The 26,514-nt window shown below is 64.3% G+C and carries 26 protein-coding genes; 6 read left to right on the top strand and 20 right to left on the bottom strand.

The window, feature by feature from the left end; all coding sequences use genetic code 11:
- Window positions 1-2 precede the first annotated feature (2 nt).
- Both EJ071_RS09355 and EJ071_RS09350 read left to right on the top strand, forming a co-directional pair.
- A protein-coding gene (locus tag EJ071_RS09355) for an IS630 family transposase (RefSeq protein WP_126097617.1) occupies window positions 3-951 on the top strand; the annotation gives its coding sequence in 2 pieces (ribosomal slippage) (window positions 3-338 and window positions 340-951; 948 coding nt in all).
- A complete protein-coding gene (locus tag EJ071_RS09350; protein ID WP_245460185.1) occupies window positions 948-1,238 on the top strand; it encodes an SDR family oxidoreductase in 291 nt (96 codons plus the stop codon). The genes EJ071_RS09355 and EJ071_RS09350 overlap by 4 nt, the downstream gene beginning before the upstream one ends.
- 25 nt (window positions 1,239-1,263) lie before the next feature.
- Here EJ071_RS09350 and EJ071_RS09345 read toward each other — a convergent pair whose 3' ends face one another.
- The 18 genes from EJ071_RS09345 to EJ071_RS09260 form a co-directional block, all read right to left on the bottom strand.
- Complete coding sequence (locus EJ071_RS09345; protein ID WP_126097616.1) at window positions 1,264-2,160, bottom strand: anti-sigma factor; 897 nt, start codon at window positions 2,158-2,160, stop codon at window positions 1,264-1,266.
- Complete coding sequence (locus EJ071_RS09340) at window positions 2,157-2,684, bottom strand: sigma-70 family RNA polymerase sigma factor (RefSeq protein ID WP_245460184.1); 528 nt, start codon at window positions 2,682-2,684, stop codon at window positions 2,157-2,159. Before EJ071_RS09340 ends, EJ071_RS09345 begins: the two co-directional genes overlap by 4 nt.
- A 493-nt stretch (window positions 2,685-3,177) precedes the next feature.
- A complete protein-coding gene (gene ugpC / locus EJ071_RS09335) occupies window positions 3,178-4,236 on the bottom strand; it encodes a sn-glycerol-3-phosphate ABC transporter ATP-binding protein UgpC (RefSeq protein ID WP_126097615.1) in 1,059 nt (352 codons plus the stop codon).
- Between the two features lie 35 nt (window positions 4,237-4,271).
- Window positions 4,272-5,093, bottom strand: a complete 822-nt coding sequence (locus tag EJ071_RS09330; protein WP_126097614.1) for a carbohydrate ABC transporter permease — start codon at window positions 5,091-5,093, stop codon at window positions 4,272-4,274.
- Window positions 5,094-6,032, bottom strand: coding sequence for a sugar ABC transporter permease (locus tag EJ071_RS09325; protein ID WP_126097613.1), 939 nt, complete (start codon window positions 6,030-6,032; stop codon window positions 5,094-5,096).
- Window positions 6,032-7,369, bottom strand: coding sequence for a sugar ABC transporter substrate-binding protein (locus EJ071_RS09320; protein WP_126097612.1), 1,338 nt, complete (start codon window positions 7,367-7,369; stop codon window positions 6,032-6,034). Before EJ071_RS09320 ends, EJ071_RS09325 begins: the two co-directional genes overlap by 1 nt.
- A gap of 64 nt (window positions 7,370-7,433) precedes the next feature.
- On the bottom strand, window positions 7,434-8,093 hold the full coding sequence (locus tag EJ071_RS09315) for a GntR family transcriptional regulator (RefSeq protein ID WP_126097611.1): 660 nt from the start codon (window positions 8,091-8,093) through the stop codon (window positions 7,434-7,436).
- A gap of 22 nt (window positions 8,094-8,115) precedes the next feature.
- Complete coding sequence (locus EJ071_RS09310; protein WP_126097610.1) at window positions 8,116-9,000, bottom strand: dihydrodipicolinate synthase family protein; 885 nt, start codon at window positions 8,998-9,000, stop codon at window positions 8,116-8,118.
- Between the two features lie 103 nt (window positions 9,001-9,103).
- On the bottom strand, window positions 9,104-10,492 hold the full coding sequence (gene chrA, locus EJ071_RS09305; RefSeq protein WP_126097609.1) for a chromate efflux transporter: 1,389 nt from the start codon (window positions 10,490-10,492) through the stop codon (window positions 9,104-9,106).
- The gene (locus tag EJ071_RS09300) at window positions 10,489-11,307 is read right to left on the bottom strand and encodes a chromate resistance protein ChrB domain-containing protein (protein ID WP_126097608.1); all 819 of its coding nucleotides are present in this window, start codon (window positions 11,305-11,307) and stop codon (window positions 10,489-10,491) included. The genes chrA and EJ071_RS09300 overlap by 4 nt, the downstream gene beginning before the upstream one ends.
- A 139-nt stretch (window positions 11,308-11,446) precedes the next feature.
- Window positions 11,447-12,223 carry an SDR family oxidoreductase gene (locus EJ071_RS09295; protein WP_126097607.1) on the bottom strand — a complete coding sequence of 259 codons (777 nt, stop codon included), beginning with the start codon at window positions 12,221-12,223 and terminating at the stop codon, window positions 11,447-11,449.
- Between the two features lie 11 nt (window positions 12,224-12,234).
- Complete coding sequence (locus EJ071_RS09290; protein ID WP_126091611.1) at window positions 12,235-13,047, bottom strand: SDR family oxidoreductase; 813 nt, start codon at window positions 13,045-13,047, stop codon at window positions 12,235-12,237.
- The gene (locus EJ071_RS09285) at window positions 13,044-14,045 is read right to left on the bottom strand and encodes a sugar phosphate isomerase/epimerase (RefSeq protein WP_126097606.1); all 1,002 of its coding nucleotides are present in this window, start codon (window positions 14,043-14,045) and stop codon (window positions 13,044-13,046) included. The genes EJ071_RS09290 and EJ071_RS09285 overlap by 4 nt, the downstream gene beginning before the upstream one ends.
- Before the next feature lie 40 nt (window positions 14,046-14,085).
- Window positions 14,086-14,853, bottom strand: coding sequence for an SDR family oxidoreductase (locus tag EJ071_RS09280; RefSeq protein ID WP_126097605.1), 768 nt, complete (start codon window positions 14,851-14,853; stop codon window positions 14,086-14,088).
- Window positions 14,854-14,864: 11 nt separating this feature from the next.
- Window positions 14,865-15,986: an ABC transporter ATP-binding protein gene (locus EJ071_RS09275; protein ID WP_126097604.1), complete on the bottom strand. Its 1,122-nt coding sequence runs from the start codon at window positions 15,984-15,986 to the stop codon at window positions 14,865-14,867.
- A complete protein-coding gene (locus tag EJ071_RS09270) occupies window positions 15,983-16,879 on the bottom strand; it encodes a carbohydrate ABC transporter permease (protein WP_126097603.1) in 897 nt (298 codons plus the stop codon). The genes EJ071_RS09275 and EJ071_RS09270 overlap by 4 nt, the downstream gene beginning before the upstream one ends.
- The gene (locus tag EJ071_RS09265; protein WP_040973636.1) at window positions 16,872-17,807 is read right to left on the bottom strand and encodes a sugar ABC transporter permease; all 936 of its coding nucleotides are present in this window, start codon (window positions 17,805-17,807) and stop codon (window positions 16,872-16,874) included. Before EJ071_RS09265 ends, EJ071_RS09270 begins: the two co-directional genes overlap by 8 nt.
- Before the next feature lie 55 nt (window positions 17,808-17,862).
- On the bottom strand, window positions 17,863-19,128 hold the full coding sequence (locus EJ071_RS09260; RefSeq protein WP_126097602.1) for an ABC transporter substrate-binding protein: 1,266 nt from the start codon (window positions 19,126-19,128) through the stop codon (window positions 17,863-17,865).
- A gap of 134 nt (window positions 19,129-19,262) precedes the next feature.
- Between EJ071_RS09260 and EJ071_RS09255 the strand changes: the two genes are divergently transcribed.
- On the top strand, window positions 19,263-20,459 hold the full coding sequence (locus tag EJ071_RS09255) for an ROK family transcriptional regulator (RefSeq protein ID WP_040973638.1): 1,197 nt from the start codon (window positions 19,263-19,265) through the stop codon (window positions 20,457-20,459).
- A gap of 200 nt (window positions 20,460-20,659) precedes the next feature.
- Here EJ071_RS09255 and EJ071_RS09250 read toward each other — a convergent pair whose 3' ends face one another.
- The gene (locus tag EJ071_RS09250) at window positions 20,660-21,448 is read right to left on the bottom strand and encodes a 3-hydroxybutyrate dehydrogenase (protein ID WP_126097601.1); all 789 of its coding nucleotides are present in this window, start codon (window positions 21,446-21,448) and stop codon (window positions 20,660-20,662) included.
- A gap of 224 nt (window positions 21,449-21,672) precedes the next feature.
- On the opposite strand from EJ071_RS09250, the gene EJ071_RS09245 reads away from it, so the two are divergent.
- The 3 genes from EJ071_RS09245 (at window position 21,673) to EJ071_RS09235 (ending at window position 24,776) form a co-directional block, all read left to right on the top strand.
- Window positions 21,673-22,461 (top strand): acetoacetate decarboxylase, encoded by a 789-nt coding sequence (locus EJ071_RS09245; protein WP_126097600.1) that lies wholly within the window; start codon window positions 21,673-21,675, stop codon window positions 22,459-22,461.
- The gene (locus tag EJ071_RS09240; RefSeq protein ID WP_126097599.1) at window positions 22,454-23,614 is read left to right on the top strand and encodes a patatin-like phospholipase family protein; all 1,161 of its coding nucleotides are present in this window, start codon (window positions 22,454-22,456) and stop codon (window positions 23,612-23,614) included. The genes EJ071_RS09245 and EJ071_RS09240 overlap by 8 nt, the downstream gene beginning before the upstream one ends.
- 316 nt (window positions 23,615-23,930) lie before the next feature.
- On the top strand, window positions 23,931-24,776 hold the full coding sequence (locus EJ071_RS09235; protein WP_126097598.1) for an MFS transporter: 846 nt from the start codon (window positions 23,931-23,933) through the stop codon (window positions 24,774-24,776).
- Between the two features lie 63 nt (window positions 24,777-24,839).
- Here EJ071_RS09235 and EJ071_RS09230 read toward each other — a convergent pair whose 3' ends face one another.
- On the bottom strand, window positions 24,840-26,441 hold the full coding sequence (locus EJ071_RS09230; protein ID WP_126097597.1) for an inorganic phosphate transporter: 1,602 nt from the start codon (window positions 26,439-26,441) through the stop codon (window positions 24,840-24,842).
- Window positions 26,442-26,514: the final 73 nt, after the last annotated feature.

The following is a 26,514-nucleotide window of genomic DNA, read 5'->3' as shown; positions in this document are numbered from 1 at the left end:
TGATGACGCGACCTCTTTCGAATGATCTTCGCGAACGGGTTGTGGCGGCGGTTTTGCGTGGTGAGAGCCGCCGGTCGGCGGCCAAACGGTTTGGCATTTCGGTTTCGGCGGCGGTGAAGTTGTTGCAGCGCCATCGGGCGACTGGTTCGGTTGCTCCAGGCAAGATGGGTGGACATCGCAAGAGGGTGTTGGAGCCGCACCGTGCCTTCATCGCGGCCCGTCTACGTGAGACGCCGCATCTGACGCTGCACGGTCTGAAGGATGAGTTGGCCGCTCGCGGGGTCAAGGTTTCGCATAACGCAGTGTGGCAATTCCTGCGCCGCGAGGGGCTGAGCTTCAAAAAAAACGTTGTTCGCTCTTGAGCAGGCACGCGCCGATATTGCCCGAAGGCGCCAGCGATGGCGATCCTGGCAGGCCGGCCTCGATCCGCAGTGCCTGGTTTTCATCGATGAGACCTGGATCAAGACCAACATGGCTCCGCTGCGTGGCTGGGGGCCGAAGGGCAAGCGGCTGCGCGGCTTGGCTCCGCACGGCCACTGGCGCACGCTGACTTTCCTGGGCGCGCTGCGCTGGGATCGGCTCGCGGCACCTTGTGTCTTCGACGGACCGATCAACGGTCAATGCTTCCGCGCTTATGTCGAGCAACAGCTCATCACTGTCCTTAAGCCCGGCGATATCGTCATCATGGACAATCTGGGAAGTCATAAGTCGGCCGCCATCAGGCAGATGATCAAGGCCGCCGGTGCCAGGCTTTGGTACCTGCCGCCCTACTCGCCGGACCTTAATCCGATCGAGCAGGCCTTCGCCAAAATCAAACACTGGATGCGCCAAGCTCAGAAACGTACCGTCGAGGACACCTGGCGTCACATCGGTCACCTCGTCGAAACCATCGAGCCAGCCGAATGCAAGAACTACTTCGCAAACGCAGGCTATGCTTCCGTCAAAACGTGAAAGACCCTAAGGCGGCGCTCGAAAACATCACACGCTGCTCGGCGCTCGAGCTCGGCAAACACAACATTCGCGTCAACAGCGTGAACCCGACCGTGGTCATGACGCCGATTTCGTCCGGCCATTGGAGCCAGCCGCATGTCGCCGAGCCGTTTCTGAAGCAGATGCCGCTCGGCCGCTGGGCGACCGAGGATGAGGTCGCCGGCCCGATCGTGTTCCTGCTCAGCGACGCCGCCTCGATGATCACCGGCATCCACCCGCCCATCGACGGCGGCTACACCTGCCGGTGACTTCCATGGGCCCGGCGGCAAATATTCAGCCCGGACTGCCCGCAGTTGGATTGGCGATGATCGCCTCCCGGAAGCGGGCGACGAAATCGTCCAGCGCGGGGCGTTCGGCATCCGAGATCGCCCAGTAGGAAAAGGCGTCGTCGGTCCAGTGGACCAAGAGGAAGCCGCCGGCCGAGAGATCGTCCGCCACCGGCACAGGGGCCTCGTACTGCCGCGGCGCCGCCACCAGCGTGATCAGGTGCTCGTGATGGCGGTAGACCAGGGCCGGCACCGGCTTGTCGCCGATCACCTCGACCCGTCCGCCAAGCAGCGCATAGCCGTCCTTGGCCATGTCGGGCGCCGGCGGCGACACGCCGATCCGGCCGTCGAGCCACGGCTTCACCGTATGTCGGTCGGACGAGACGATATCGACCGGCGTTGCCGCAAGCAGGCTGCGGCGATGGCCGTTGGCGGCGGCGACCGCGAAACTGTCGGGCGCATTCTCCACCATCAGCCACTGCGTCGCGCCGCTGGCGAGAAACGCCGTGAGCACGATCGAGGCCGCCATCTGGCGCCAGTCGAAGGAGTTGAACCACCGTGCCGTAGCGCGCGGCCGCATCTCGATGACCTTGCCCTGTTGCAGCTCCGGGTCTGCCTTCACAGCTTCGGCCTGCGCGGCCTCGGCTTCGCCGGAAGCTTTCACCTCGCCGATCGCCGCGATGCGCGCCAGGAAATCGCTGCTGATCTCGGGGCGCGGCACGTTCGCGATGGCGCTGCGCAGCGCGAGGATGCGCGCATGTTCGGCGGCGAGCTCCGGATCGGCGGCGATGCGTCGCTCGACGGCAAGGGCGGCCGCGGCGTCGAGCTCGCCATCGACAAGAGCGTGGATCATCAGCTTCATATCCTGCGGGTCTTCCGGCAATCCATCCTCACGCGGGCTCATGGTGCCCCTCCAATGTCTGTCATCAGCAGGCTGCGGGCCCGCGCCAGCCGCGACATCACCGTGCCCTGCGGCACCCCTAACATCGCCGCGATCTCGCGGTAGCTGAGCCCGTTTATGTCGCGCAGCACCAGTGTTTCGCGAAACACGTCCGGCAGCCTTGCGATCGCCGCTTCCACCGCCGCCGAGTTCGCCTTGGCGATCAGCGCCGCCTCCGGGCTGTCTGAGCTATCCGGCGGCGGCGACACGTCGTCGAGATCGGCGAGATCGCCGACGGCAACCACCGCGCGGGGACGGTTGCGCGCCATCCAGGTGTAGGAGGCGTTGCGCACGATGGTCAGCAGCCACGCACGCGAATTGCCACCGGCGAAACCGGCAATACCGGCATGCGCCTTGAGACAAGCTTCCTGTACAACATCCTCGGCATCGGCGGCGTTGCCGGTCAGCCAGCGAGCGAGCGACAGCGCATCGCTAAGATGCGGCAACACCACCTCGGCAAAACGCGCGGCCAGCATTTTCTCGCTCAACACCGTCCCACCGTCAGGCGCTCCCGCCAGGGCTCCGCGGCCACCTTCAGCGGGTGGCGATGATCCGTCCCTGCTCACGCGGGTGAAGATCGCGATTGCAGGCGAAGGCGCCTGCTTTGGTGGAGGTGAAGGCATTGGCGTCACCGGAGTCAAGCGCTTAGCAACGCAACGGCGCACCGCCGTGTCAGGCCCGGTGGCATGACGGCGAGGCCAAAATCATTTTGGTCCAGCTCAGTCGCTCCAGGGGCCAGCGGCGGTTTATGCCCTCTCCCTGCCTCCCGGCGTTCGCATTGTCGCAATGGGTCATGTCGGTCTCCTGCAATGCCGTGAGCAGCATCTGCCGGGAAGACCGGTGGAACCGTCGGTTTATTCCCAAACGATCGCCAGTTTCCGATCACGCTGACGTGATCGATGTCGCATGGCTTCGCCAAGAGTACATTCCGGGACGGCCAGGCGCCGCCCGTCCAGCTTGGTCAGAGAGGGCCGGCCGCGATCAGATGCGTTGGCCGGTCTTGGCGTCGAACAGATGCGCCGAGGCGCGGTCGACCTCGATCCGCACGCTCTCCCCTTGCTTCAGCCCGAGCCGCTCGCGGAAGAGGCAGGAGATCGCCTCCCCGCCGCAGTCGACCGTGGCGAAGATCTCCGAGCCGGTCGCCTCTAGAAGCGTGACTGTGCCGGAGAGACCTTGGCCGGTCGCCCGGATGTGTTCGGGGCGAATGCCGTAGACCAGTTCCCTTCCCGCGGCCTCGGCCGGCTGGATACCTTCCGGCAGCGGTAGCGTCAGTCCGCCGGCGCTGCGGAAGATGCCTTCCTCGATGTGGCCGTGGATGAAGTTCATGGCGGGCGAGCCGATGAAGCCGGCAACGAACAGATTGGCCGGGCGGTCGTAAAGATCGAGCGGCGCTCCGATCTGCTCGACAAGGCCGTCATGCAGCACGACGATCTTGTCGGCCATGGTCATGGCCTCGATCTGGTCGTGCGTGACGTAGATCGTTGTTGTGCCGAGCCGCTGATGCAGCGCCTTGATCTCGCCGCGCATCTGCACGCGCAATTTGGCATCCAGATTGGAGAGCGGTTCGTCGAAGAGAAACACCTGCGGATCGCGCACGATGGCGCGGCCCATGGCGACGCGCTGGCGTTGGCCGCCGGAGAGCTGGCGCGGATAGCGGTCGAGCAGCTTTTCCAAACCAAGGATGCTCGCTGCCCGCTTGACCCGGCTCGCGGTGTCGGCCGGATCGGCTTTTTTGATCCTGAGCGCGAAGCCCATATTGTCGGCCACCGTCATATGCGGGTAGAGCGCGTAGTTCTGGAACACCATGGCGATGTTACGATCGCGCGCCCTGAGATTGTTCACGGTGCGCTCGCCGATCGCGATCTTGCCGGCCGAGATCGTTTCCAGCCCCGCGATCATGCGCAGCAGCGTCGACTTTCCGCAGCCCGACGGGCCGACCAGGATGACGAACTCGCCATCGGCGATATCGACGCTGACGTCATGGATGATCTTGGCGTTGCCGAAGGCCTTCTGCACGTTGCTGATGGTTACCGATGCCATTGCGTGTCTCCAAAAAGTGACGGCGGATCAGCCGCTCAACCGCCCTTGACCGCGCCGGCGGTCAGTCCGGCGACGATCTGCCGTTGCGCGAACATGGTCAGCACCAGCACCGGCAGCGTCACCACCAGCGCCGCGGCGGCGAGCGGTCCCCAGCTCACCTGCTCGTAGGACAGCATGTTGTAGACCGCGACCGGCAGCGTCCTGGTCTCGCGGCTGGCGAGCACCACGCCGAAGACGAAGTTGTTCCACGAGAAGATGACCGACAGGATGAAGGCCACGACGATGCCCGGCTTGGCGATCGGCAGCGCCACCAGGCGGAACACCTGCCAGGACGAGGCGCCGTCGATATTGGCCGCCTCCTCCAGTTCCATCGGCGTCGTCTCGAAATAGCCGATCATGACCCAGACCACGATCGGCACCGTCACCACCAGATGGATGATGATCTGCGGCCAGAGCGTGCCGAGGATGCCCAGCCACTGGAACAGAAGGAACAGCGGAATGAGGTAGGAGAGCCCCGGCGTCATGCGGGCGATCATGATCACGACCGCCGAGCGTTCCGCCTTGAGCCTGGCGATGCCGTAGCCGGCCGGCACGCCGATCAGCAACGCCAAGAGCGTCGCCGTGCCGGTCACCAGCACCGAGTTCCAGAGATAGAGCAGGAAATTGTTCTCCTCGAACACCTTCGCGTAGTTCGACCAGGCGAAGCGCTCCGGGATCAGGATCGGCGGGTAGGCGCCGTTGTCGATCTCGAACTTCAGCGACAGCGAGATCATCCAGAGGAAGAACAGGATCGCCGGCGAGACCAGCACCAGCGCCGCGAAGAACAGGCCCAGCTTGTTGAGCAGCCGCGAGCTCATCTATTTGCCCTCCGCGTCGATCCATTGCGAGCGCTGGCGCAGCATCAGGAGGATGAAGGACAGCGCCACGATGACGATGAAGAAGACCACGGCCATGGCCGAGCCATAGCCCATGTCGTAATAGGAGAAGGCGGTGTTGTAGAGGTAAATGTTGATCGTCTCCGACGCGGTGCCCGGCCCGCCCTGGGTCATGGCGTAGATGATGTCGAAGCTCTTCAGCGCATCGATCGTACGGATGATGACCGCGATCATCAGGAACGGCGCGATCATCGGCAAGGTGAGATAGCGGAACTGCTGCCAGGCGTTGGCGCCGTCGATCTCGGCGCTCTCGAAGGGCTCGCGCGGCACCGATGCCAGCCCGCCCAGCACGATCAACATCACCAGCGGCGTCCACTGCCAGGTCTCGACGGCGACCAGCGACGGGATGACCGTGTTGGCGTTGAATATCCACTCCTGCGCCGGAATGCCGACAAGCGACAACAGGTAGTTGAGCACGCCGAGCTGCGGATGGAACATCATCGTCCAGACCAATGCCACGGCGACGGGTGTGGCCATCATCGGCATCACGAAAAGCCCGCGCAGCAGGCCGCGCAACGGGAACCTGGCGTCGAAGATGAGCGCCGCGACGGTGCCGAAAAACATCGGCGCGACCACCGACAGGAACGTATAGGTCAAGGTGTGCCACAGCGATTCCCAAAAACGCGGATCGCTCGCCAGGCGCAGATAATTCTCCATCCCGGCAAAGCTTCGCGACTGGCCGAGCGTCCAGCTGTTGACGCTCATCCACAGCGTGAAGGCCCACGGAAAGACGATCACCGCGCCGACGACGACGAGCGCCGGGACGACGAAAGGCCAGTAGTTGGGAGCCAGCCGGACCGGCTGGCTCTCTTCGATGGCTTGCGTCGTCACCCCCGCGCGTTCTGGGGCGATGGCGGACATCAGCCTTGCTCGCTCCTGTCGAGAACCGGCTGGAACTGCTCGGTGGCCTTCTTCAGCTCGTCGGCCGGATCGGCACCGGCGATCATGTTGGTCAGCGCCACGCCATAGATGTCGCGGAACTCGGTGACCGGGATGATGACCGGCAGCGCCAGCCGGCTGATGTTGCCGGAGCCGACCACGGCGTCCAGCCAGCTCGGTGGCATGGTGACGCCCTCGCGCACCTTGGGGTCTTCGAGCACGGATTTGCGGAACGGCACGCCGGCGCCGGCCTGCAGCAGGCGCGCGCCCATGGCAGGCGATACCGCCCACTGGCAGAACAGATAAGCCGCTTCCTTCTTCGAGCTGGCGGACGTCACGCCGATGCCGTCGCCGAACGTACCCGAGGCATGCGCTTTCGGTCCCTTTGGCATGACGCCGTAGCCGACCTTGCCGACCACCCGCGACTTTTCCGGATTTTCCATCGGCGGCGCGAAGCCCACGCCGTCGAACCACATGCCGATCTTGCCTTGCAGGAACGCGGATTGCGCCTCGGCCCAGTTGAAGCCGGTGACGCCGGGAGGCGCCGCCTTGGTCATCAGCCGCTGGTAGAGGCTGGCGGCTTCGACCGCTTCCGGCGACGTCGTGCGCAGCTTGCCGTCGCTGCCGAGCGGCGTCATGTCGTAGCCGAGCATCAGCGACGTCCACACCGGCGTGTTGGCATTCTTGAGACCGCGCGCGACGAAGCCGTACGTGTTGCTCGACGGGTCCGTCAGCGCTTCGGCGGTGGCGACCAGTTGCTCGAAGCTTTCGGGATATTTCAGTCCCTTGGCGTCGAACAACTCCTTGTTCCAGTAAAGAATCCAGTAGTCGACCGAGAACGGCAGCGAGCGCAGCACGCCCTGTCCGTCCTTGGCGAACTGCATGCCGGCCTCGGCGAAGTCGCTTTCGACCAGCCCCGGGTCGGTGAGACCCGGATCGGCAAGGTAGCCGGAAATGTCGGCCAGCCAGCCTCCCTTCTCGAACTGCCGCTTCTGCACATGGTAGCTCAGATGCACGACATCGAAGCTCGGCTTGCCGGAGCTGAGCTCGATCACGGTCTTCTGGCGCTGCTGCTGCTCGGGCGTCGCCTCCGCATTGACCTTGATGCCGGTCAGTTCCTCGAACTCGGCGAGGTTCTTCAGGATGGTGTCGCTGCGTGGGCTCTTGACCAGGTTGACGTCGAGCGTCGTGCCGGCAAAGCGCTTCCAGTCGACGCCCGCGGCAAAGCTCGGCCGAAGACCGGCAAGGCCGGCGGCGGCGAGTGCGGCTGTTCCCTGGAGAAGCTGCCTCCTGGTTGGATTGAACGGATTGGACGACATTTCTTCCTCCCGGTTGCTGTCGTTGTCGATTGCGCAGCGTCGGTTGCGGCGCGGTCCTGCTTCCTCAAATCTGCAGCGCCAGCCGGCGCGCATTGTCGATGTGCTGGCTGATCGCCTCGACCGCCTTCTGCGGATCGCGTTTCTCCAGCGCGTCGATCACCGCCAGATGCTCGCGCATGACCGGCACGACGCGGCCGTCGATGCGGAAACGCTCCTGGTGGATCAGCCTGATCTTCACCGAATTGACCAGATAGGCCTTGGCGATGATCTCGTTGCCCAGCGCGCTGATGAAGGTGTCATGCATGGCCCAGTCGATGCTCTGGGCCTTGGCTTCCATTTCCGGCGTCGCCGTCTGCGCCAGCGCCTGGGCGAGCATCTCCTCATGCTCGCGCCTGAGACGCGCAATCTCGGCGTCGGAAGCGTTGACGGCAAACAGCGCGACCGCCTCGCGCTCCATGAACAGGCGGAATTGGAAAGCTTCGCGGATCAGGCTGATGTCGATATGCGCGATCTGCATCCCGCGTTGCGGAATGGTCGTCAGCAGCCCCTCCGCCTCGAGCCGCGGCACGATCTCGCGGATCGCGCCAAGCGGCAGGCCAGTGAAGGCGACCAGCTCGCGCTGCGACACGAACTGGCCCGGCCTGAGGTCGCGGGCCAACAGATGCCGCGTGAAGCTGGCATAGGCCTTTTCCCTCAGGGTTGCCGGTTCGCTCGTGTCGTCCATGCCGATCCCGCGTCCTTGCCGTTCAGGCCGCTTGCGTCGCGAACAGCCTGTCGTAAGCGGCGCCAAGCTGCTGCCGCTCCTGCAGTACCACCGGTTCGAGCGGCGGCCGAACCGTCAGCCAGCGTTCGTCGCCGGCCTGGCGCGCCACCATGGCCTTCACCGCCGGAATAACCGGGCGCCTGAGCAGTTCGAGGACGAAGCCTTCCACACGGGGATCGTCGCGCCCGCTCTCGATCATGGCGCGAAGCTCGCCGGCGGCGAAATTGGCCATGCCGGAAATCGCGCCCTGACCTCCGATCCGCACCGCGGGCGCCAGATGCCGTTCGTCGCCGATCAGGATGATCAGGTCGCCATGCGTCTTGATCAGCGCTTCGCTGTAGGCCCAGTCTCCGCCGGAATCCTTGACCCCTGCGACCACGCCTGGATACGCCTTGCGCAGCCTGCCGATCAGGTCGAGCGACAGCTGCACCGTGGTGACCGAAGGGATGTTGTAGAGCAGCATGCCGCGGGCGAGCGGACCGAGGGCCGCGAACACCGCCGCAAACCAGCCGAACAGTCCGTCGTCGCCGACATTCTTGAAGTAGCTCGGCGGCGCCAGCAGGATGTTGCGCGCACCGCGCTGCAAGGCCTGGCGGGATTGCTCCGCGGCATCTTCCGCCGCATCGACCAGCACGCCGGCGACAAGCTGGTCGGCCGAAATGCCTGCCGCAAGCATGGCGTCGATCACCGGCTGCCGTTCCGCCGTCCCGACGGAGGCGCCTTCGCCGGTGGTGCCGAACAGCGTCACGCTGCTGCAGCCGGCATCGAGACAAGCCCAGGCATGCGCGGTCATGAGCGGGACGGCAATCCGCCCGAATGCATCAAAGGGCGTTGTGAGGGCAACCGACAGACCAAAGCGCGAAGCCACCTGCAAAGTCTCCAATTCATCAATATGCAGGCAGAAGTATCATGCTGACATGTTAATTGTAAACAGCATCCGTCGATCACGCTTGGCTGCGGCCTGAAACAGTTCACAGTGCTTGCAAGGCCAGTCCCGCCAGCGCCGATGCCGCGAGCGTCGGCAACATGCCGACTTTCAGCTTCAGCATGGCGACCATCGCCGCCGCCGACAGCAGCGCCGCGCGCCAGTCGAGCGAGGAGAAGACCGGGACCTCCACGCCCCAGCCGACGCTCTCGACTTGGGTGAACACGACATGCAGCGCGAACCAGAGCGCAAGGTTCATCACCACGCCGACGACGGCCGCCGTGATCGCGCCGAGCGCCGCCGACAGCGCCTTGTTCTGCCGCAACTGCTCGATGTAAGGCGCGCCCAGGAATATCCAAAAGAAGCAGGGGACGAAGGTTGTCCAGAGCGTCAGCGCCGACCCGAGCGATCCCGCAAGCAGCGGGCTGATCGCGCCGGCATGACGATAGGCGGCGGCGAAACCGACGAATTGCAGCACCAGGATCAGCGGCCCGGGCGTCGTCTCGGCAAGCCCGAGCCCGTCGACCATCTCGCCGGGCGAAAGCCAGCCGAACGAGGTCACCGCAGCCTGCGCGACATAGGCCAGAACCGCATAGGCGCCGCCGAAGGTGACGACCGCCATCAGGCTGAAGAAGCCGCCCATCTGCGCCCACACGCTCCCCGGTCCCGCCAGCGCGGCGATAAGTGCCACCGGTCCGAGCCAGAGCGGCAGCCAGATCGCGACGGTGCGGGCGGCATGCCACCTGGTCGGCACGGTGTGGCCGAGCTCGCCGCGTTCGAACATCAGGTCGACCACGCCCCGGCTGTCGGCGGCGGTTTTGCCCTTGCCGTGCGCCGAGCCCGAAAACAGGCCCGGCGCGAAGCGGTTTCCGACCCAGCCGATCAGGCCTGCCGCAAGCACGATCAGCGGGAACGGCAACCTCGCGACATAGATGGCGAGGAAGGCCGCCACCGCGATCGCCACCATGACCCGGTTCTTCAGCGCCCGCTTGCCGATGCGGATCACAGCCTCGACGACGACGGCAAGCACTGCCGCCTTGACGCCGAAGAACAGCGCCTCGATGACCGGCGCGTCGTTGTAGAGCATGTAGAAGCTGCTCAAGCCGAGCATGACTAGCGCACCGGGCAGCACGAACAATGTTCCGGCGACGAGGCCGCCGGCCGTCCGGTGCAGCAGCCAGCCGATATAGACAGCGAGCTGCTGCGCCTCGGGGCCGGGCAAAAGCATGCAGTAGTTGAGCGCATGCAGAAACCGCTCCTCGCCGATCCAGCGGCGCTCCTCGACCAGTTCCTTGTGCATCAGCGCGATCTGACCGGCCGGCCCTCCGAAGGAGAGCAGGCCGATCTTTGCCCAGAGCCGTGTCGCTTCGCCGAAGGTCGGCACGGCCGGGATATCGGCCGGCTGCGCGGCGCCGTCTTTGGCAAGCACAGTCATTGTGCCTTGCCTGCGACCGGCCAGTTATGCGTCTCGTCCGTGGCGTCGCGGCACCAGCGGAAGAAGGCGTCGTAGAGAAGCATGCCGGCTTCGAGCTGCTCAAGGTCGTCGCGGAACATGCGCGACAGGCCGAGCGAGGCGGCGAGGAACCCGGCCGCCTGCGGCACGAGGTCGAGCCGTGCCGTGTCCGCTCCGCGCACGATGAGCGCCAGGCGATCGAGCGTCTCGACGCGCAGGCCGAACTCCTCGATCATCGTGTCGAATGTGCAGCGGTCGCCGCGGTGGCTCCAGAACACGCCTTCGATGTCGAAAGGAACCGCGGCGAACCGATCGGCCACCAGGGGCACCTCGGCGGGATCGACGAACAGGAACACCGCATCGGGATCGACGAAGCGGCGGATCAGCCAGGGGCAGGCGATGCGGTCGACCTTTGGCCGGGAACGCGTGACCCAGACGGTGCGGCCCTTCTGGTCGCGGGGCGGGACCGCACTGGCCGTGACCAATGGCGCCTTGGCGGCGGCCCAGGCCTCGAAGCCGCCTTCGAGCGATTCCGCCGCGATGCCTTCATGGCGCAGCCACGCGGCGACGCCTTGCGAGAGCTTCTGCCCTCTCTGGCAGATGACGACGACCTTTGATCCGGAGAATTCGGCCGCCCAGGCCGAGACGGTTCTGAAATCGCGCCGGCGGGAAGCCGGCAGCAGCCGCGGATCGGCTGCATAATCCTCGTCGATGCGCACGTCGATGAGAACCGGCGCATCGGGCAAGCCGACGAGACGTATAAGTTGCGGAATGGTGATTGCGGTCGTTGATGGCATGGCGTCCACCTCCTGAACAAAGAGAGTCTGGACGCGATCGTTGGGCTGACGCCTCACGGGGTCGTCGCGGGAAACCCCTTGCAATGATGCTGGAATGATCCCCGCCGATTGTCAAGGAAGAGCTTCTACGCTCGTCCCGTCACAGCGATGCCGTGATGCCGCCGTCGACATAGAGGACGTGGCCGTTGACAAAGCTTGATGCATCGGATGCCAGGAAGACCGCCGCCCCGATCAGTTCCTCGACCTCTGCCCAGCGGCCGGCAGGCGTGCGTTTCTCCAGCCAGGCGGTGAAGTTGGCGTCGGCGACCAGGGCGGCATTGAGTTCGGTGTTGAAATAGCCTGGACCGATCGCATTGACCTGCAGGCCATATCGCGCCCAGTCGGTCGCCATGCCCTTGGTCAGCATCTTCACGGCACCCTTGGTCGCCGTATAGGGCGCGATGCTCGTGCGTGCCAGCTCGCTCTGCACGGAGGCGATGTTGACGATTTTGCCGTGTCCGCGCGGGATCATACGGCGTGCCACGGCCTGGCCGACATGGAACACGCTGTCGATATTGGTCGCCTTGAGCCTTTCCCAGGCATCCAGCGGAAATTCCTCGAGCGGCGCGCGAAACTGCGTGCCGGCATTGTTGAAGAGGATCTCGATCGGACCGATTTCGCTCTCGATGGCATCGACCGCTGCCGCCACGGCGGCCGCGTCGGTCACATCGAAGGCGCGAGCGTGAACCTTATGGCCTTCGGCGGCGAGCCTTGCCCGCGCCTCCTCCAGCACGCTTTCGTTGCGCGCGTTGAGCACCAGCTCCGCGCCTGCTTCGGCCAGGCCGCGGGCGATCGCGAAGCCTATCCCCTTCGAGGATCCGGTTATCAGCGCGAGCCGGCCGGAAAGGTCGAAGCGCTTGATGGCAGTTTCGCTCATCGTCACGTGCATCACCCCGGAAAGATCGTGAAGCCGCCGTCCACGCGGATCACCTGGCCGTTGATGAAGCGGGCGCGCGACCCAGCGAGAAAGGCGACAGCCTCGGCAATCTCTTCAGGCTCGGCATAGCGGTTCAGGGAACGCTTCGACGAATCCATCCTGGCCGGATCGACGACGCGTGTCGCCTGGAACCGGGCGGTTTTCGTAGCCCCGGGACTGACTGCATTGACCCGCACGCCCTCGTCGATCAGCTCCTTGGCGAGGCAACGGGTATAGTGGACGACAGCAGCCTTGAGCGTCGAATAGACGACCTCCGGCGAGCAGCCGAGGTGAGCGGCCGCCGAGGCGATATTGATCACTGACCCTGATCCGCGCTTCACCATCGGCGGCACGAAGGCCTGGCAAACCAGCATGGTGCCGATCAGGTTGTTTTCGGTGAGCACTTTTATGTCCTCGTAATCGATGTCGAGGGCATTGTTGGGGTTGGGCTTGGTTCCCTTGGCGCCGATGTCGCCGCCCGCGCAGTTGACGAGCACATGCACATCGCCCAGTTCCGCCTCGATCTTGCGCTTCATCTCGGCAACGGCGGCACGGTCGCCGATATTGCCGGTGACCGCGGTCACCCGGGTGCCGTGTCGTCCCAAGTGCCTTGCCGATTCACCGAGGTCTGCGAACTCGCCATACTTCGCCGGTTGGGTCCAGTCCAGGTCGTGGATTGCTACGTCCGCCCCGAGTTCCGCCAGCCGGTCGGCCATCACGTGGCCGAGGCCGCGTCCGGAACCGGTGACGAAGGCGGTGACGCCGCTGAGTTCGCGAGTTGTCATGAGGGGTTCTCCAAGGTCATGAGGCCGAGCTCCTTCATGTTGGCGGCGCTGCGCCGGATCATGTCGAGCTCGTAGGAAACCAGGGCGCCGTCGTCCCCGCGCTCCCAGGGAGTGCGGAAATCAGCATCGCCGGGCAGGCAATTCTCTTGCGCGGCCGCAAGGCAGGCGGCGAATTCGCGCGCGGTTTTCGGCGGATAGCCGTTCCACCAGTCGTCGAGAAGAAAGCGCACATGGCGCGCCTCGAGCGCGCCCGGCTCGAGCACTGCGGTGAGTTCGTCGTGGAGGTCGCCGAGCAGGGCCGCGAGGTCGCGGAAGGGCACGGCACCGTCGCCGATGGCGCAGCGCACGAGCCGGTATCCTTCGCCCGTGAACTGGACGCGGTAGTCCTTCAGGTGGACATGCCGCACATAGGGCGCGACGCGGCGGGTGAAGTCGAGCGGCGCCTCGGCGACGGGAAACGTATTGCCGGTGTCGAACGTGATGCCGACCCCTCGCCCGCCGATCTCGCAGAACGCCACCAGCTCGGCGCTGCCGAAATCCTGATGGTTCTCGATCGCGAGCACGCGGCCTTCGGCTTCGGCCCGCGGCCCCCATTGCTGAAGCGCCGACCTGATCGAGGCGTTGAGCTCGCCCCATTTCTCGCCCCAGGCATTGCGGTCACCGCACAGAACCGGTGTCAGGCCGAGCCGGATGGTCTTCGCGCCGAGCGAGCGGGCGGAACGGAACGCGCTCTCCAGCGGCCCCATCATGTTGAGCCCGGCGCTGACGACGGGCGTCATCCCAACCCCATCGAGCCGCTCCTTCAGCGCGGCTAGTCCGGAATCGGACATTTCCGCCAGCCACGGATCATAGATCTCCAGCGTGCGTGCGCCGAGCTCTTCGGCCAGGGCGATGAAGCCTTCGAGCCCCGCGCCCTTGGGGTTGGCGCGCGGCGTGCCACGGCCCTGCAGCCCAAGATGATAGGTAAGCCCATAGGGGTTCAAACCAACGCGCAGCATCAGGCCAGCCGATCGAACGAGGGGAGACGGAGAACCTGCATCAGCGCAGGCCCGCATCGACGGTGATGGATTGCTTGGTGATCATGCGGCTGTCGTCGGCGGCGAGAAAAAGCGCCGTGCGGGCGATCTCGTCGGCCAGCAGAACCTGCCTGATCAACTGGCGCCCGACCATCTGATCGACGGACTCCTGCGTTGTGTACCAAAGACGGCGCTGCCGCTCGGTGATCACGGCGCCCGGCTCGATGGCGTTGACGCGGATATTGTCGGGACCGAAGGCGCGGGCCAACGACCGCGTCATGCCGATGATCGCGGCCTTGGCCGTGGCATAGGCGGTCATCTGGTCGGCGCCGAAGCGCCAGGAGGTCGAGGAAAGGTTGATGATGGAGCCAAAGCCCAGCGACTTCATCTGCGGATGGACGGCCTGGGCGGCGAAGAACTGATGCTTCAGATTGACGTTCTGGGCATGATCCCAGTAGTCCGGCGTCACCTCGGCGACTGCGTGGCGGTCATCATTGGCGGCGTTGTTCACCAGGACAGCAACCGGCCCGGCCTTTTCCCGCACATTCTCGATCGCTGCGCGCAGGGCCGCGATGTCGGTCACATCGCATGGCAGGAACAGAGGCGCGTGGCGCGTAGCGCCCGCAAGCTCCGCCTTTAGTTCCCTGCCGACCGCTTCCTGAATGTCGAGAAAGGCCACGCGCGCCGCGTTGGCCGCGAAGGCGCGAACCATTTCGGCGCCGATGCCAGAGGCTCCTCCGGTGATCAGCACGACGCGGTCTGCGAGGCTTGGATAGGTGGCGAATGTCAAAGGCTGAGCTTTCAAAGAAGGGATTGGGTCGTCGGATCGAAGAGGCAAGCCCGCGCCATGTCGATGCCGAGGGTCATTGTCTCGCCCATGCGTGGCGCACTGTCCGGGTCGAAACGGCCGGTGACTTCGAGATCGCCGAAGCGAAGCACCGCCAAGGTCTCGGCACCCGTGGGCTCGACCAGCTCGACCGGGGCCTTCACCGCCGCAATGGCGCGCTTGCGATGCTTCAAGTCGTCCGAAAAGCGGTAGATATGTTCCGGCCGCACGCCAAGCACGACGTTCCTCGGCGCGCCGGCCGGCACCGGCTGGGCAAGTTCCAACGCTGCCGTGCCGCCATCCACGGTCCGAACCGTGACGCAGGGCCGGCCCGCCCCGTCGCCGAGCTCGGCGGGAATGAAATTCATCGCCGGCGAGCCCATGAAGCCCGCGACGAACATGTTGGCGGGGCGGCTGTAGATCATCTGCGCGGCGTCGAACTGCTGCACCGACCCCTGATGCATGACGGCAATGCGCGAAGCGAGCGTCATCGCCTCCACCTGGTCGTGGGTGACATAGACCGTGGTCTTGCCGACACGGTTGTGCAGCTTCTTGATCTCGGTGCGCATGTCGACGCGCAGCTTGGCATCGAGGTTGGAAAGCGGCTCGTCGAACAGGAAAAGCTTCGGGTCCCGCACCAGCGCCCGGCCCATGGCGACCCGCTGGCGCTGGCCGCCGGAGAGTTGCCCGGGCTTGCGGCCAAGCAGCGCCTCGATCTGCAGCAGCGCCGCGACGTGCTTGACGGCTTCGGCCTGATCGGCCTTCGGCACGCCGCGGCTCTCCATGCCGAAGGTGATGTTCTGGCGCACGGTCATGGTCGGGTAGAGCGCATAGGACTGGAACACCATGGCGATGTCGCGGTCCTTTGGCGGCACGGAATTGACCAGCCGGTTGCCGATGCGGATTTCGCCCGACGTCACGCTTTCAAGTCCCGCGATCATGGCAAGCAGGGTGGACTTGCCGCAACCGGAAGGTCCGACGAGAGCGATGAACTCTCCCGGCTGCGCTTCGAGGTTGATGCCCTTCAAGACGTCCACGGCGCCGTAGCTCTTGTAGAGATTGCGAATGGTCAGGGCGGATAGGGATTGGTTCGTCATTTGATGGCGCCCTGTGTCAGACCGCGAACGAAGTATTTGCCGCCAAAGAGATAGATCAGGAGCGGCGGCAGCGCCCCGATCAGCACGGCGGCGCTCATCACGTCGTAGCTGCGGGCGGTCGTGCCGCTCGCCGTCAGCGCGACGAGCGCGGCTGTGATCGGCTGCGCCTGGCCGGACGTGAAGACCACGCCGAACAGATACTCGTTCCAGATGCCGGTGAACTGCCAGATGACGGTCACGATCAGAATGGGCGGCGACAGCGGCATTATGATCTTCCAGAAGATCCGCCAGAAGCCGGCGCCGTCGATGCGCGCCGCTTTGATCAGGTCGTCGGGGATGCCGACATAGTAGTTGCGGCAGAACAGGGTGGTGAAGGAAATGCCCTGGACGACATGCACCAGGATCAGGCCGTAGGTCGAGTTGGTCAGGCCGAGCTTTCCAAGAACGAATGCCCAGGGCATCAGCGCGATCTGCCCCGGCATGAAGACACCGAGCAGCATCAGGGTGAACAGGACCTCCGAGCCCTTGAAGCGCCATTTGGACAGCACGTAGCCGTTCACGGCGCCGAGCAGCGTGGAAACGATCGTCGCCGGAATGGTCATCCACAGCGAGTTCAGGAAATTCCGTTGCATCCCCTGGCAGGTGCCCGCGATGCAATAGGTGCTCCAGGCCTGCGCCCATGCCTCCAGCCGGAAGGTCCTTGGCAGCGAGATGAGCCCGTCGCGCGCGATCTCCGCCTGCTCGCGGAAGGAATTGAAGACGACCACGAGCAGCGGGATCAGATAGATTGCGGCGAAGACCGTGAGCAGGCCATAGATCGCGAACCGGCTCCAGAAGTGCCTGCGGCTCGCTGCAGCCGCTTCCAGGTCGATGGCGGCGGCCAGTTCAGCCATTTCCTGCCTCCGCCCGGCGGCGCCACACCACCCACAACGAATAGGGCACCAGCACCACGGCAAGCGCGGCCAGCATCATGACCGCGGCGGCCGCGCCCTCGCCGATCTCGCCACGCTGGAACATCAGATCGTAGACGTAGATGGCTGGGAACGTGGTCGAGATGCCCGGTCCGCCGCGGGTCAGGGCGGCGACGAGGTCGAACGTCTTGATGGCGAACTGGATCTGGATGACGGCGACCGCAAGGAAGATCGGCGCGATGGTTGGCAAAATGACCTTCCTGTAGGTGCGCACGACCGATGCGCCGTCGATCTGCGCCGCCTTCACCAGATCCGGATCGACCGAGCGTAGGCCGGCCAGAAAGAGCGCCATGGCGAAACCGGAAGACTGCCAGACGCCGGTGATGATCACCGCATAGATCGCGTGGTTGCGATCGCTGGTGAGCGCGAAGCTGAAGTCGCTCCAGCCCAGCCCGCGCACCAGCGCCTGGATGCCGTCGACCGGATTGTAGAGCCAGCTCCAGACAGTGCCGGTGACGATGAAGGAAACCGCCAGCGGGTAGAGGAAGATCGTCCGCCACACCGCCTCGCCGCGCACGCGCTGGTCGATCAGGATGGCCAGCAGCAGCCCGACCGCCATGGAGCCCACGATATAGAAGCCGCTGAAGAGGAAAAGGTTGGTGTAGGCGATGTTCCAGCGCCGGTTGGACCAGAGCGATACGTAGTTGTCGAGGCCCGCAAAGCCGTAGCTCGGCAAAAGTGTCGAGTCTGACAGCGACAGATAGAGCGTCCAGCCCGTGAACACGAAGACATAGACGAAGCTCGCCGCGAGCGAAGGGGCGAGCACGAGGATCGGCACGATCGATCCCAGACGATCCCGCCACGAGCGGGCGGGCACGGCTATCGGAACGGAAAGATCGTGGATGGACATTGGGCTTCCTGCCGGCCGGGCGCCGGCGCGATGTCGCGCCGGCGCTCTCCGCACGTCATTCCTGCGCTTCGGCGGCGTCGGCCATGGCGTTGGCCGCATCCTTGGCGGACATGTCTGGCGTCGCGACGAATTCTGTGATCGTGTCCATGATGGCGCCGCGGACCTTTTGCGGGATGGTCATGTTGTGGGCCATTGAGCGGACCAGCGTGCCCGCCTCGATCGAGGCCTGCAGGTCCTTCTGGGACTTCTGCTGGCAGGGATTGAAGCCCTTCGACAGATCGACGTCGAGGCGCGCCGGGATCGAGCCCTTGGCCTGGTTGAAGACGGTCTGGAACTCCGGCGACAGGATGGTGCTGGCGAGCAGCTTCTGGCCCTCCACGTAGTCGGGATCCTTCTGCTGGAAGAAGACGACGGAATCGGAGTTCAGGATGAAGCCGGGCTTGCCCCAGTCGGTCGGCGCCTGGGCGCAGACATAATCCGTTCCTTCCTTGAAGCCGGCGGCGGTGAGCAAGCCGATCGTCCAATCGCCCATGATGTGGAACGCCGCCTCGCCGCGGCCGACGAGAGCCGACATCGAATCCCAGTCGCGGCCGTTCATGCCTGGGTCCATGTACTTGGACGTCATGATGCGGAATTGCTCGAAGGCCTTGACCATGCCGTCGCTGCGCATGGCGTCGACGTTGCCTTCGACGAAGGCCTTGCGATAGAGGTCGAGGTCCTGGCCGTAGACGACGACTTCGAAGACGGTGGAATCGGTCCAGTCGGCGGTCGAGTGCGAGATGCAGATCTTGCCGGTGGCCACGATCTTGTCGCAGGCTGCGTTGAATTCCGCCCAGGTCTTCGGAACTTCCGTCACGCCGGCGGCCTGCATGACTTTCGGCGACGCCCATATCCAATTGATGCGGTGGATGTTCATGGGTGCCGCCACCCACTTGCCGCTCGGCTTCATCACCGGCAGCAATTCCGGCGCCACCACCTTCTCCCAATTCTCCGCCTTCGCGAGATCATCCAGATCGGCGGTCATGCCGGTCTTGTTCCATTCAGCGATCTCGGGACCCTTGAGCTGAACCGCCGGCGGAGCATTGCCTGCGATCACGTCGGCGCGCAGCTTGGCAAGCGTGTTGGCGGTATGGCCGGCGATCGAGGTCTGCTGCCATTTTCCGCCCTTCGCCTCGAACATCTCGCCAAGCTTGGCGATGGCCTGCGCGTCCGATCCGGTCGCCCATTGGTGGAGCAGATTGGTTTTCGGCTCGGCGAGTGCTGTGTTTGCAAGAAAGGCAAATACCGCCGTAGCGACAAGGGTCGCCCTCAGATATCTCATCGTCTCACTCCCATTTGATTTCAGCACGGTTCATCACGACCGTTTCGTCGAGACCGCCCGCGCATCGCAGAAGGTCTCTAGTTTTTTCTAGAATGATCAAATACGATCGACAGTCAAGGAGTTTTAAGACGAAAATGACAAAAAGCCTGCTCAGATCGCTGCTGGACGGTCAGCCTCCGGGCACGCCTGAAAGTCTGATTGTCCGCTGTCTCAGCCAGCGCGGCGCCATTTCCGCCGCGCAGATTGCCCGGCTCACCGGCTTGGCCCGCTCGACCGTCTCGACGGCTTTGACTGGTCTGAAGAAGTCAGGGATCGTGGTGGAACTGGCGGCGGCTGACGAAACGGCCAAAGGCGTCGGCCGGCCGCCGGCGACGCTGACGCTCAATCCTGAAGCCGGCACCTGCGTTGGCGTTCATCTTAGTCTCGACGAGATTCGGGTCGCTGTGGCCGACGTCTCGCATTCATTCATTTCTGAAAAAACTATCCCCCTCGGCCTGGATTATCCTCCGGACCGGGCGGCAAAGCTCACCAAGGCGGCGATCGCGCAATGCTACGAGGAGAACAGCTTGTCTGCGTCCGGCCTCCTGGGTGTCGGGGTTTCTGTATCGGGACCGGTCAGCCCCGAAGGCTTCGTCCAGCGGGCCAGCATCGTTCCCACTTGGGCTGGCGTCAACATCCGACATGTCTTTGGGCCGGTGCTGGAGCAGCCGATCTTCGCAGCCAATGAAAGCAACTGCGCCGCCATTGCCGAGATGATGTGGGGCGCCGCCGTCGGTTACGAGGACTTTGTCCTGTTCAAGATCGACCTCGGGGTCGGCGGCGCGATCGTCCAGCACGGACGCGTCGTGACCGGAATTGCCGGCGGCGCGGGCGAATTCGGTCACATGAGCATCGATCCATCGGGCGATCTTTGCCGCTGCGGCAATCGAGGCTGCCTGGAACTCTACGCCAGCTTCAACCGGCCATTGGAGCAGATCGCGCGCGTGACGGGCCGGCGCGTCACGATGGACGACGTGATCCGCATGGCCGAGCAGGGGGATGTCGGAGCATTGCGCATGATCGAGGATACGGCCGAAATGGCGGGCCGCGGCCTGGGCATGATTGGATCCGTTCTGAACCCGCCCCTCATCATCATCGGAGGACGCATGGCGCTCGCCGGCGACATCCTACTTACGCCGCTCATTGCAGCCTATGAACGGCACACCCTAATCAAGGCGCGGGACGTCGCCCCCGACAGGCGCACGCGAATAATCATCGGCAAGCACACCGAAAACGATGTGCTGCTTGGAGCCGTCGGCCTTGTCCTGAGCCATTACGGGCGACTTCAATAGCCATGGGGACCGGCAAGGACTGCGCCAGGGGAAGGATAGTACGAAGCACCGCGAGTTAAGCCTTACGCCGCGACAGCGCCCCCTTTAGAGCAATTCCAGGAAAAGTGTGTAACGGTTTTCCGTCCGGAATTGCGTAAAAACAGATAGTTAGAGCAGTTCAGCGTTTCCGTGAAACGATGAACTGCTCTAGGGAAGCGCGCCTACTGCGCCGTCCAGCCGCCATCCATCGGCAAGGTCGTGCCGGTCATCTGCTTGGCGGCGTCCGAGCACAGGAAGAGCGTCAGCGCGGCGAGTTCCTCGACGGTGACGAATTCCTTGGTCGGCTGTGCGGCTAAAAGCACATCGTGCTTGACCTGCTCCTCGGTCATGCCGCGCGCCTTCATCGTGTCTGGGATCTGCTTTTCGACCAGCGGCGTCCAGACATAGCCGGGCGCGATCGCGTTGACGGTGATGCCGTCCTGCGCCACTTCCAGCGCCACCGTCTTGGTCATGCCGGCAATGCCGTGCTTGGCCGAGACATAGGCCGACTTGAACGGCGAGGCGACCAGCGCATGCGCAGAAGCCGTGTTGATGATGCGGCCCCATTTGCGCCGCTTCATGCCGGGCAGCGCCGCCTTGATGGCGTAAAAAGCGGCAAGCAGGTTGATGCGGATGATGGCTTCCCATTTGTCGTCGGGGAATTCGTCGATCGGCGCGACATGCTGGATGCCGGCGTTGTTGACCAGGATGTCGAGGCTGCCGAATGCCTCTTCGGCCTCGCGGATCATGGCGGTCACCGCCGCACCGTCCATCATGTTGGCACCCGAATAGCGGCATTTTACGCCGAAATCCTTCTCGATGCCGGCGCGCTCCTGCTCGATCGCCGCGGCATCGCCCAGGCCGTTGATGGTGACGTTGGCGCCCTCGGCGGCAAAGGCGCGGGCGATTGCAAGGCCGATGCCGCTGGTCGAGCCGGTGACGAGCGCATTCTTCGAAGACAGGGAACCCATGGGGAGATCTCGCGACAGGTGGAAGGAGCTATAGGCGCACATAGTTTGTGCGCCGCAACATAACAATGCCATGACCATATGTCCCTGCGATTACAATGTTGTGATGCTGTCCGGGAGCCGGGAAGCTGGCGAACGAGGGGATGACATGGCACTGTCATGGTGCCGTGCAACATAGTCCTCTGCGCATCTCGCGCATGTCGTTCCTAAACCGATAGGTGAACAGCTTGGAAATCGACGATGTCGTGAAGCGCGCCTATGCGATGCCGCTCACCAACCCCTCCTTCCCGCCCGGCCCCTACCGTTTCTTCGACCGCGAATATATCATCATCACCTACCGCACGACGCGCGAGGCGCTGGAGGCGATAGTGCCGGCGCCGCTCGAAATCGACGAGCCGCTGGTCAAGTACGAGTTCATCCGCATGCCGGATTCGACCGGCTTCGGCGACTATACCGAGACCGGCCAGGTCATCCCTGTCCGCTTCGGCGGCCAGCATGGCGGCTATGTCCATTCCATGTATCTCGACGACGACGCGCCGATCGCCGGCGGCCGCGAGCTCTGGGGTTTTCCGAAGAAGCTCGCCAGCCCCAAGATCGTGCACGAGGGCGAAGTGGTGGTGGGCACGCTCCATTACGGCAGCGTTCTGTGCGCCACCGGCACCATGGGTTACAAGCATCGCGAGGCCGACCACGATTCCGTGCTCGCCTCGCTCGCCGCGCCCAACTTCCTGATCAAGATCATCCCGCATGTCGACGGCAGCCCGCGCATCTGCGAGCTGGTGCGCTACTACCTGACCGATGTGGCGCTGAAGGAGGCCTGGACGGCGCCAGCCGCGCTCGACCTTCGGCCGCATGTCATGGCCGATGTCGCGAAGCTGCCGGTGCTCGAGGTCGTCTCGGCCGTCCACTTCACCGCCGACCTGACGCTTGGGCTGGGCGAGGTCGTTCATGATTATCTCGCCGATCGCAACCCGTCCGCGACCAGCGCAATCCAGCCGGAGAAGGCTCGTGCTTGAACGCACCCGAAACAAGGCAAACGCCGCCACCATTGAGGAAATCACCGCGCAATATGACCGCATCGCCCTGGTGTTCCAGGGTGGCGGCGCGCTGGGCGCCTATCAGGCCGGTGTCTATCAGGCGCTTGCCGACGCCGGCTGCGAGCCGACCTGGCTGTCCGGCGTGTCGATCGGCGCCATCAACGCCTCGATCATCGCCGGCAACGAGCCGAGCCGCCGCCTGCAGCGGCTGGAGCAGTTCTGGCAGACGGTTTCCGGCCGCAAGATCTGGGCCTACACGCCGGAAGGCGACATCTATCGCGACATCCGCAACCGCACCTCGTCGTGGATGACGATGACCATGGGCCAGCCCGGCTTCTTCAAGCCGCGCAATCCCAATCCATGGTTCGAGCCCCCAGGCGCTGAAGGCGCCACCAGCTTCTACGACACCGCCGAGCTGAAGGAAACGCTGGAGAGCCTGATCGACTTCGATGTGCTGAACGACGGCAAAAAGCGCTTGAGCGTCGGCGCGGTCAATGTCAGGACCGGCAACTTCGTCTATTTCGACACAGACAAGGTGCGCATCGGGCCGGAGCACATCATGGCGAGCGGCGCGCTGCCGCCTGCCTTCCCCTCGATCCGCATCGAGGGCGAGTATTACTGGGACGGCGGCATCGTCTCCAACACGCCGCTGCAATACCTGCTCGACCAGGAGGAAGACCGCTCCTCGCTGGTGTTCCAGGTCGATCTGTTCAGCGCCCGCGGCGCGCTGCCACGCGGCATGGCCGATGTGCTGTCGCGTCACAAGGACATCATGTATTCGAGCCGCACGCGCCAGAACACCGACAATTTCCAGCGCATCCACGCGCTCAAGATGAAGCTGCTCGATGCGCTGAAGCGCGTTCCGCCGGAGCTGCTGAAAGACGGCGAGAAGGAACTGATGGCCGACTACTCCGATGCCGGTGTGGTCAACATCGTCCACCTGATCTACCAGCACAAAGGCTATGAGGGCCACGCCAAGGACTATGAATTCTCGGGCACCTCGATGCGCGAGCACTGGGAGATGGGCCTCGAGGACACCGAGCGCACGCTGCGCCACAAAAAGTGGCTGATGCTGCCGACCAATATCGAAGGCGTCGCCATCCACGACCTGCACCGCGAAGACCCGACCTGATATTGTCGAAGGCAGGCTTGCGCGCGGAAGGAAAACCTTCCCCGGCTTCGGTCAGCGCCGATCCTGGGCATCGGGTGTGCATCACGCTTTAGCCCGACGCGCTTCCATAAAGGCGCACCGCTGACTTATCCGATAAGAGACATTCTGAATTCTGCGGCGCCACGGCGAAAACCGCGGCGCAGGGCAACGCTTGGGAACGCCTTCGAACTGTGAAGTTCCTCTTAATAGGCCATCAACATTATCGCGAATAGCCGCTTGCGGAAAGCGGGCGTACATCCGGGCGCAAGTAAATGCGCCAGGCTCTGGAGTGCTGCCGATGACCGCCGAAGCTGTTTCCTCTGCCATCGTTCCGTCGCGTGACGCCTGGCGCAGCCTGCTCTGGCTTGCGCCGCTCACGGTGCTATGGCTACTGCTGATCTACAGTTGGCCAGCGATCCCGGCCAGCGGGATTCCGACCACGGCCCACCAACTCGCCGCCCACGGGCTCGTAGCGCTGGGATTGTGGCTCGGCCTCGAACACACGAGCCTGACGCAGGATCAACGCCGCGCGACCTGGCTGGCAATCATGGTCCCGGACACGCTGTGGCTCACCGTCGCCTGGAGCGCCGCGATCAACGGCGTCTTTCACCCGGACACTGCGTCTTTACCGGTGTTGCCAATGGCGATCTTCCTGCCGGTGATGATCGGCGCGCCGCTGCTGCTGTTCTCAAAGCGGATTGGGCAGGTACTCGATGCAATACCAGCGAGGTGGCTTGTCACGCTTCAGCTCTACCGCATATTCGGCAGCTGGGCGGTCGCAGCCTGGCTGCACGGTGCGCTGCCCGGCGTATTCGCAGTGCCGGCAGGTATCGGCGACATGCTGACCGGACTGCTCGCGTTGCCGGCGGCGATCGCTGTGGCGACAGGTACAGTCGAGGGCCGGAGGGCGGCAATTTTCTGGAATTTCCTCGGCCTTGCAGACTTCGCAGTCGCGATCACCATGGGCGTGATTACCTCGCCCGGACCCTGGCAACTGATCGTTCCGCATGTGCAGAGCATCGGTGCTGGCGATTACCCGGGTGTACTGACTCCTGCTTTCGTGGTGCCAAGCTCAATCCTGCTACATGTATTGTCGCTGCGCCAACTGCGCCGCCGTAGCAGGGCGGATGTCGCTCGGCGATAGGCTGGCCGGCAAAAAGAAAACGGCGCCGCGAACGGCGCCGCCTCTGGTTTTCCGCTTCGAACGCTAGAACACCTGGCGGAAGATCACAAACAGCGCGAAGGCAAGCGCGATCGAGCAGGGCAACGTCAGCACCCAGGCAAGCAAAAGGTTGCGCACGGTCGCCCACTGCAGGCCGGAGCCGTTGGCCGCCATCGTGCCGGCAACGCCCGACGACAGGACGTGAGTGGTCGACACCGGCAGGCCGAGACGGTCGGCCATGCCGATCGTGATCATCGCGACCAGCTCGGCGGCGGCGCCCTGGCCATAGGTCAGGTGGCTCTTGCCGATCTTCTCGCCGACGGTGACGACGATGCGCTTCCAGCCGACCATGGTGCCGAGGCCGAGCGCCAGCGCCACCGCGATCTTCACCCACAGCGGGATGAACTTGGTCGCGTTGTCGACCGCCTTATGATAGTCGGTGACCGCCTTCAGGTCGGCGTCCTGCATCGGCAAAAGCTTCTTCTTGTCGATCAGCTTCAGCGCTTCGCCGATCAGATAGATGTCGTTGCGGGCGTTGCTGACCAGGTCGGTCGGGACCTTGTCGACGGTAGCGTAGGGCTGCAGCCCGGCAGTCGTGTTGTGGATGTAGGTCTGCAGCGCCACCGTCGTCTGGTCGTTCCATGACTTGCTGCGCACGGCCTCCTGAACCGCTGCCTTGGCATCCGCGACGGTGATGCCCGGCTTGATGTATTTGCCCAGCGCCTGCTCTACGGAAACCGAGGCCGCCTTGTAGGCATCGAGATAGTTGACGTCAGGCGTGCGGTTGAGCGCATAGGCGGTCGGCACCACGCCGATCAGGATCAGCATGATCAGGCCCATGCCCTTCTGGCCGTCGTTCGAGCCATGCGCGAAGCTGACGCCGGTGCAGGTGAAGATGAGCAGCGCGCGGATCCACCACGGCGGCGGCGTGTTGCCCTTCGGCGCCTGATAGAGCGCCGGATTGCGCACCAGAAGCTTCATCACATAGAGCAGGAGGGCGGCGACGAAGAAGCCGACGAGGGGCGAGACCAGCAGCGACATGCCGACATTGCTCGCCTGCCCCCACTCGACGCCGCTGGTGGCGCTTCCGGCCGGGGCCATGAACTGGTTGGCGAGGCCGACGCCGATGATCGAGCCGACCATCGTGTGCGAGCTCGAAGCCGGCAGGCCGAGGAACCAGGTGCCGAGGTTCCACAGGATCGCCGCCACCAGCAGGGCGAACACCATGGCGAAGCCGGAAGACGAACCGACCTGCAGGATGAGCTCGACCGGCAGCAGCGACAGGATGCCGAACGCTACCGCGCCGCTCGAGGTCAAGACGCCGAGGAAGTTGAAGACGCCAGACCACATGACGGCGAATTCCGCCGGCAGCGATCGTGTGTAGATGACGGTGGCCACCGCGTTGGCGGTATCGTGGAAGCCGTTGACGAACTCGAAGCCCAGCGCAATCAGGAGCGCGATGCCGAGCAGGATCCAGGGCACCGTCTTGGCAATCGCCAGGTCCTGGCTCAGCGCATAGCCGACATAGACCAGGCCGGCCAGAACTAGCACCCCGAAGGCCGGCAGGAACCATTTGGCACCGCTCGATTGCTCTAACGGGTGATCCGGTCTCGGAATCCCCGCCTCACTGGAAACAACGTCCACCATGTCCCACTCCTTTTGCATGCAGCAAAGAACCGGGAAGAACGCTATGTCTCCAGGATGAAGCTGGTGTGACGCC

Source organism: Mesorhizobium sp. M1B.F.Ca.ET.045.04.1.1, assembly GCF_003952465.1.
GTDB lineage: Bacteria > Pseudomonadota > Alphaproteobacteria > Rhizobiales > Rhizobiaceae > Mesorhizobium > Mesorhizobium shonense.
This window is presented reverse-complemented; position numbering and strand designations above follow the sequence as displayed.

Excerpts from the sequence above, each read along its gene's own strand:
- EJ071_RS09345 (WP_126097616.1), bottom strand. The coding sequence starts at position 2,160 with ATGAGCCCGCGTGAGGATGGATTGCCGGAAGACCCGCAGGATATGAAG.
- ugpC (WP_126097615.1), bottom strand. The coding sequence starts at position 4,236 with ATGGCATCGGTAACCATCAGCAACGTGCAGAAGGCCTTCGGCAACGCC.
- EJ071_RS09330 (WP_126097614.1), bottom strand. The coding sequence starts at position 5,093 with ATGAGCTCGCGGCTGCTCAACAAGCTGGGCCTGTTCTTCGCGGCGCTG.
- EJ071_RS09325 (WP_126097613.1), bottom strand. The coding sequence starts at position 6,032 with ATGTCCGCCATCGCCCCAGAACGCGCGGGGGTGACGACGCAAGCCATC.
- EJ071_RS09320 (WP_126097612.1), bottom strand. The coding sequence starts at position 7,369 with ATGTCGTCCAATCCGTTCAATCCAACCAGGAGGCAGCTTCTCCAGGGA.
- EJ071_RS09315 (WP_126097611.1), bottom strand. The coding sequence starts at position 8,093 with ATGGACGACACGAGCGAACCGGCAACCCTGAGGGAAAAGGCCTATGCC.
- chrA (WP_126097609.1), bottom strand. The coding sequence starts at position 10,492 with ATGACTGTGCTTGCCAAAGACGGCGCCGCGCAGCCGGCCGATATCCCG.
- EJ071_RS09300 (WP_126097608.1), bottom strand. The coding sequence starts at position 11,307 with ATGCCATCAACGACCGCAATCACCATTCCGCAACTTATACGTCTCGTC.
- EJ071_RS09295 (WP_126097607.1), bottom strand. The coding sequence starts at position 12,223 with ATGAGCGAAACTGCCATCAAGCGCTTCGACCTTTCCGGCCGGCTCGCG.
- EJ071_RS09290 (WP_126091611.1), bottom strand. The coding sequence starts at position 13,047 with ATGACAACTCGCGAACTCAGCGGCGTCACCGCCTTCGTCACCGGTTCC.
- EJ071_RS09285 (WP_126097606.1), bottom strand. The coding sequence starts at position 14,045 with ATGCTGCGCGTTGGTTTGAACCCCTATGGGCTTACCTATCATCTTGGG.
- EJ071_RS09275 (WP_126097604.1), bottom strand. The coding sequence starts at position 15,986 with ATGACGAACCAATCCCTATCCGCCCTGACCATTCGCAATCTCTACAAG.
- EJ071_RS09270 (WP_126097603.1), bottom strand. The coding sequence starts at position 16,879 with ATGGCTGAACTGGCCGCCGCCATCGACCTGGAAGCGGCTGCAGCGAGC.
- EJ071_RS09265 (WP_040973636.1), bottom strand. The coding sequence starts at position 17,807 with ATGTCCATCCACGATCTTTCCGTTCCGATAGCCGTGCCCGCCCGCTCG.
- EJ071_RS09260 (WP_126097602.1), bottom strand. The coding sequence starts at position 19,128 with ATGAGATATCTGAGGGCGACCCTTGTCGCTACGGCGGTATTTGCCTTT.
- EJ071_RS09255 (WP_040973638.1), top strand. The coding sequence starts at position 19,263 with ATGACAAAAAGCCTGCTCAGATCGCTGCTGGACGGTCAGCCTCCGGGC.
- EJ071_RS09250 (WP_126097601.1), bottom strand. The coding sequence starts at position 21,448 with ATGGGTTCCCTGTCTTCGAAGAATGCGCTCGTCACCGGCTCGACCAGC.
- EJ071_RS09235 (WP_126097598.1), top strand. The coding sequence starts at position 23,931 with ATGACCGCCGAAGCTGTTTCCTCTGCCATCGTTCCGTCGCGTGACGCC.
- EJ071_RS09230 (WP_126097597.1), bottom strand. The coding sequence starts at position 26,441 with ATGGTGGACGTTGTTTCCAGTGAGGCGGGGATTCCGAGACCGGATCAC.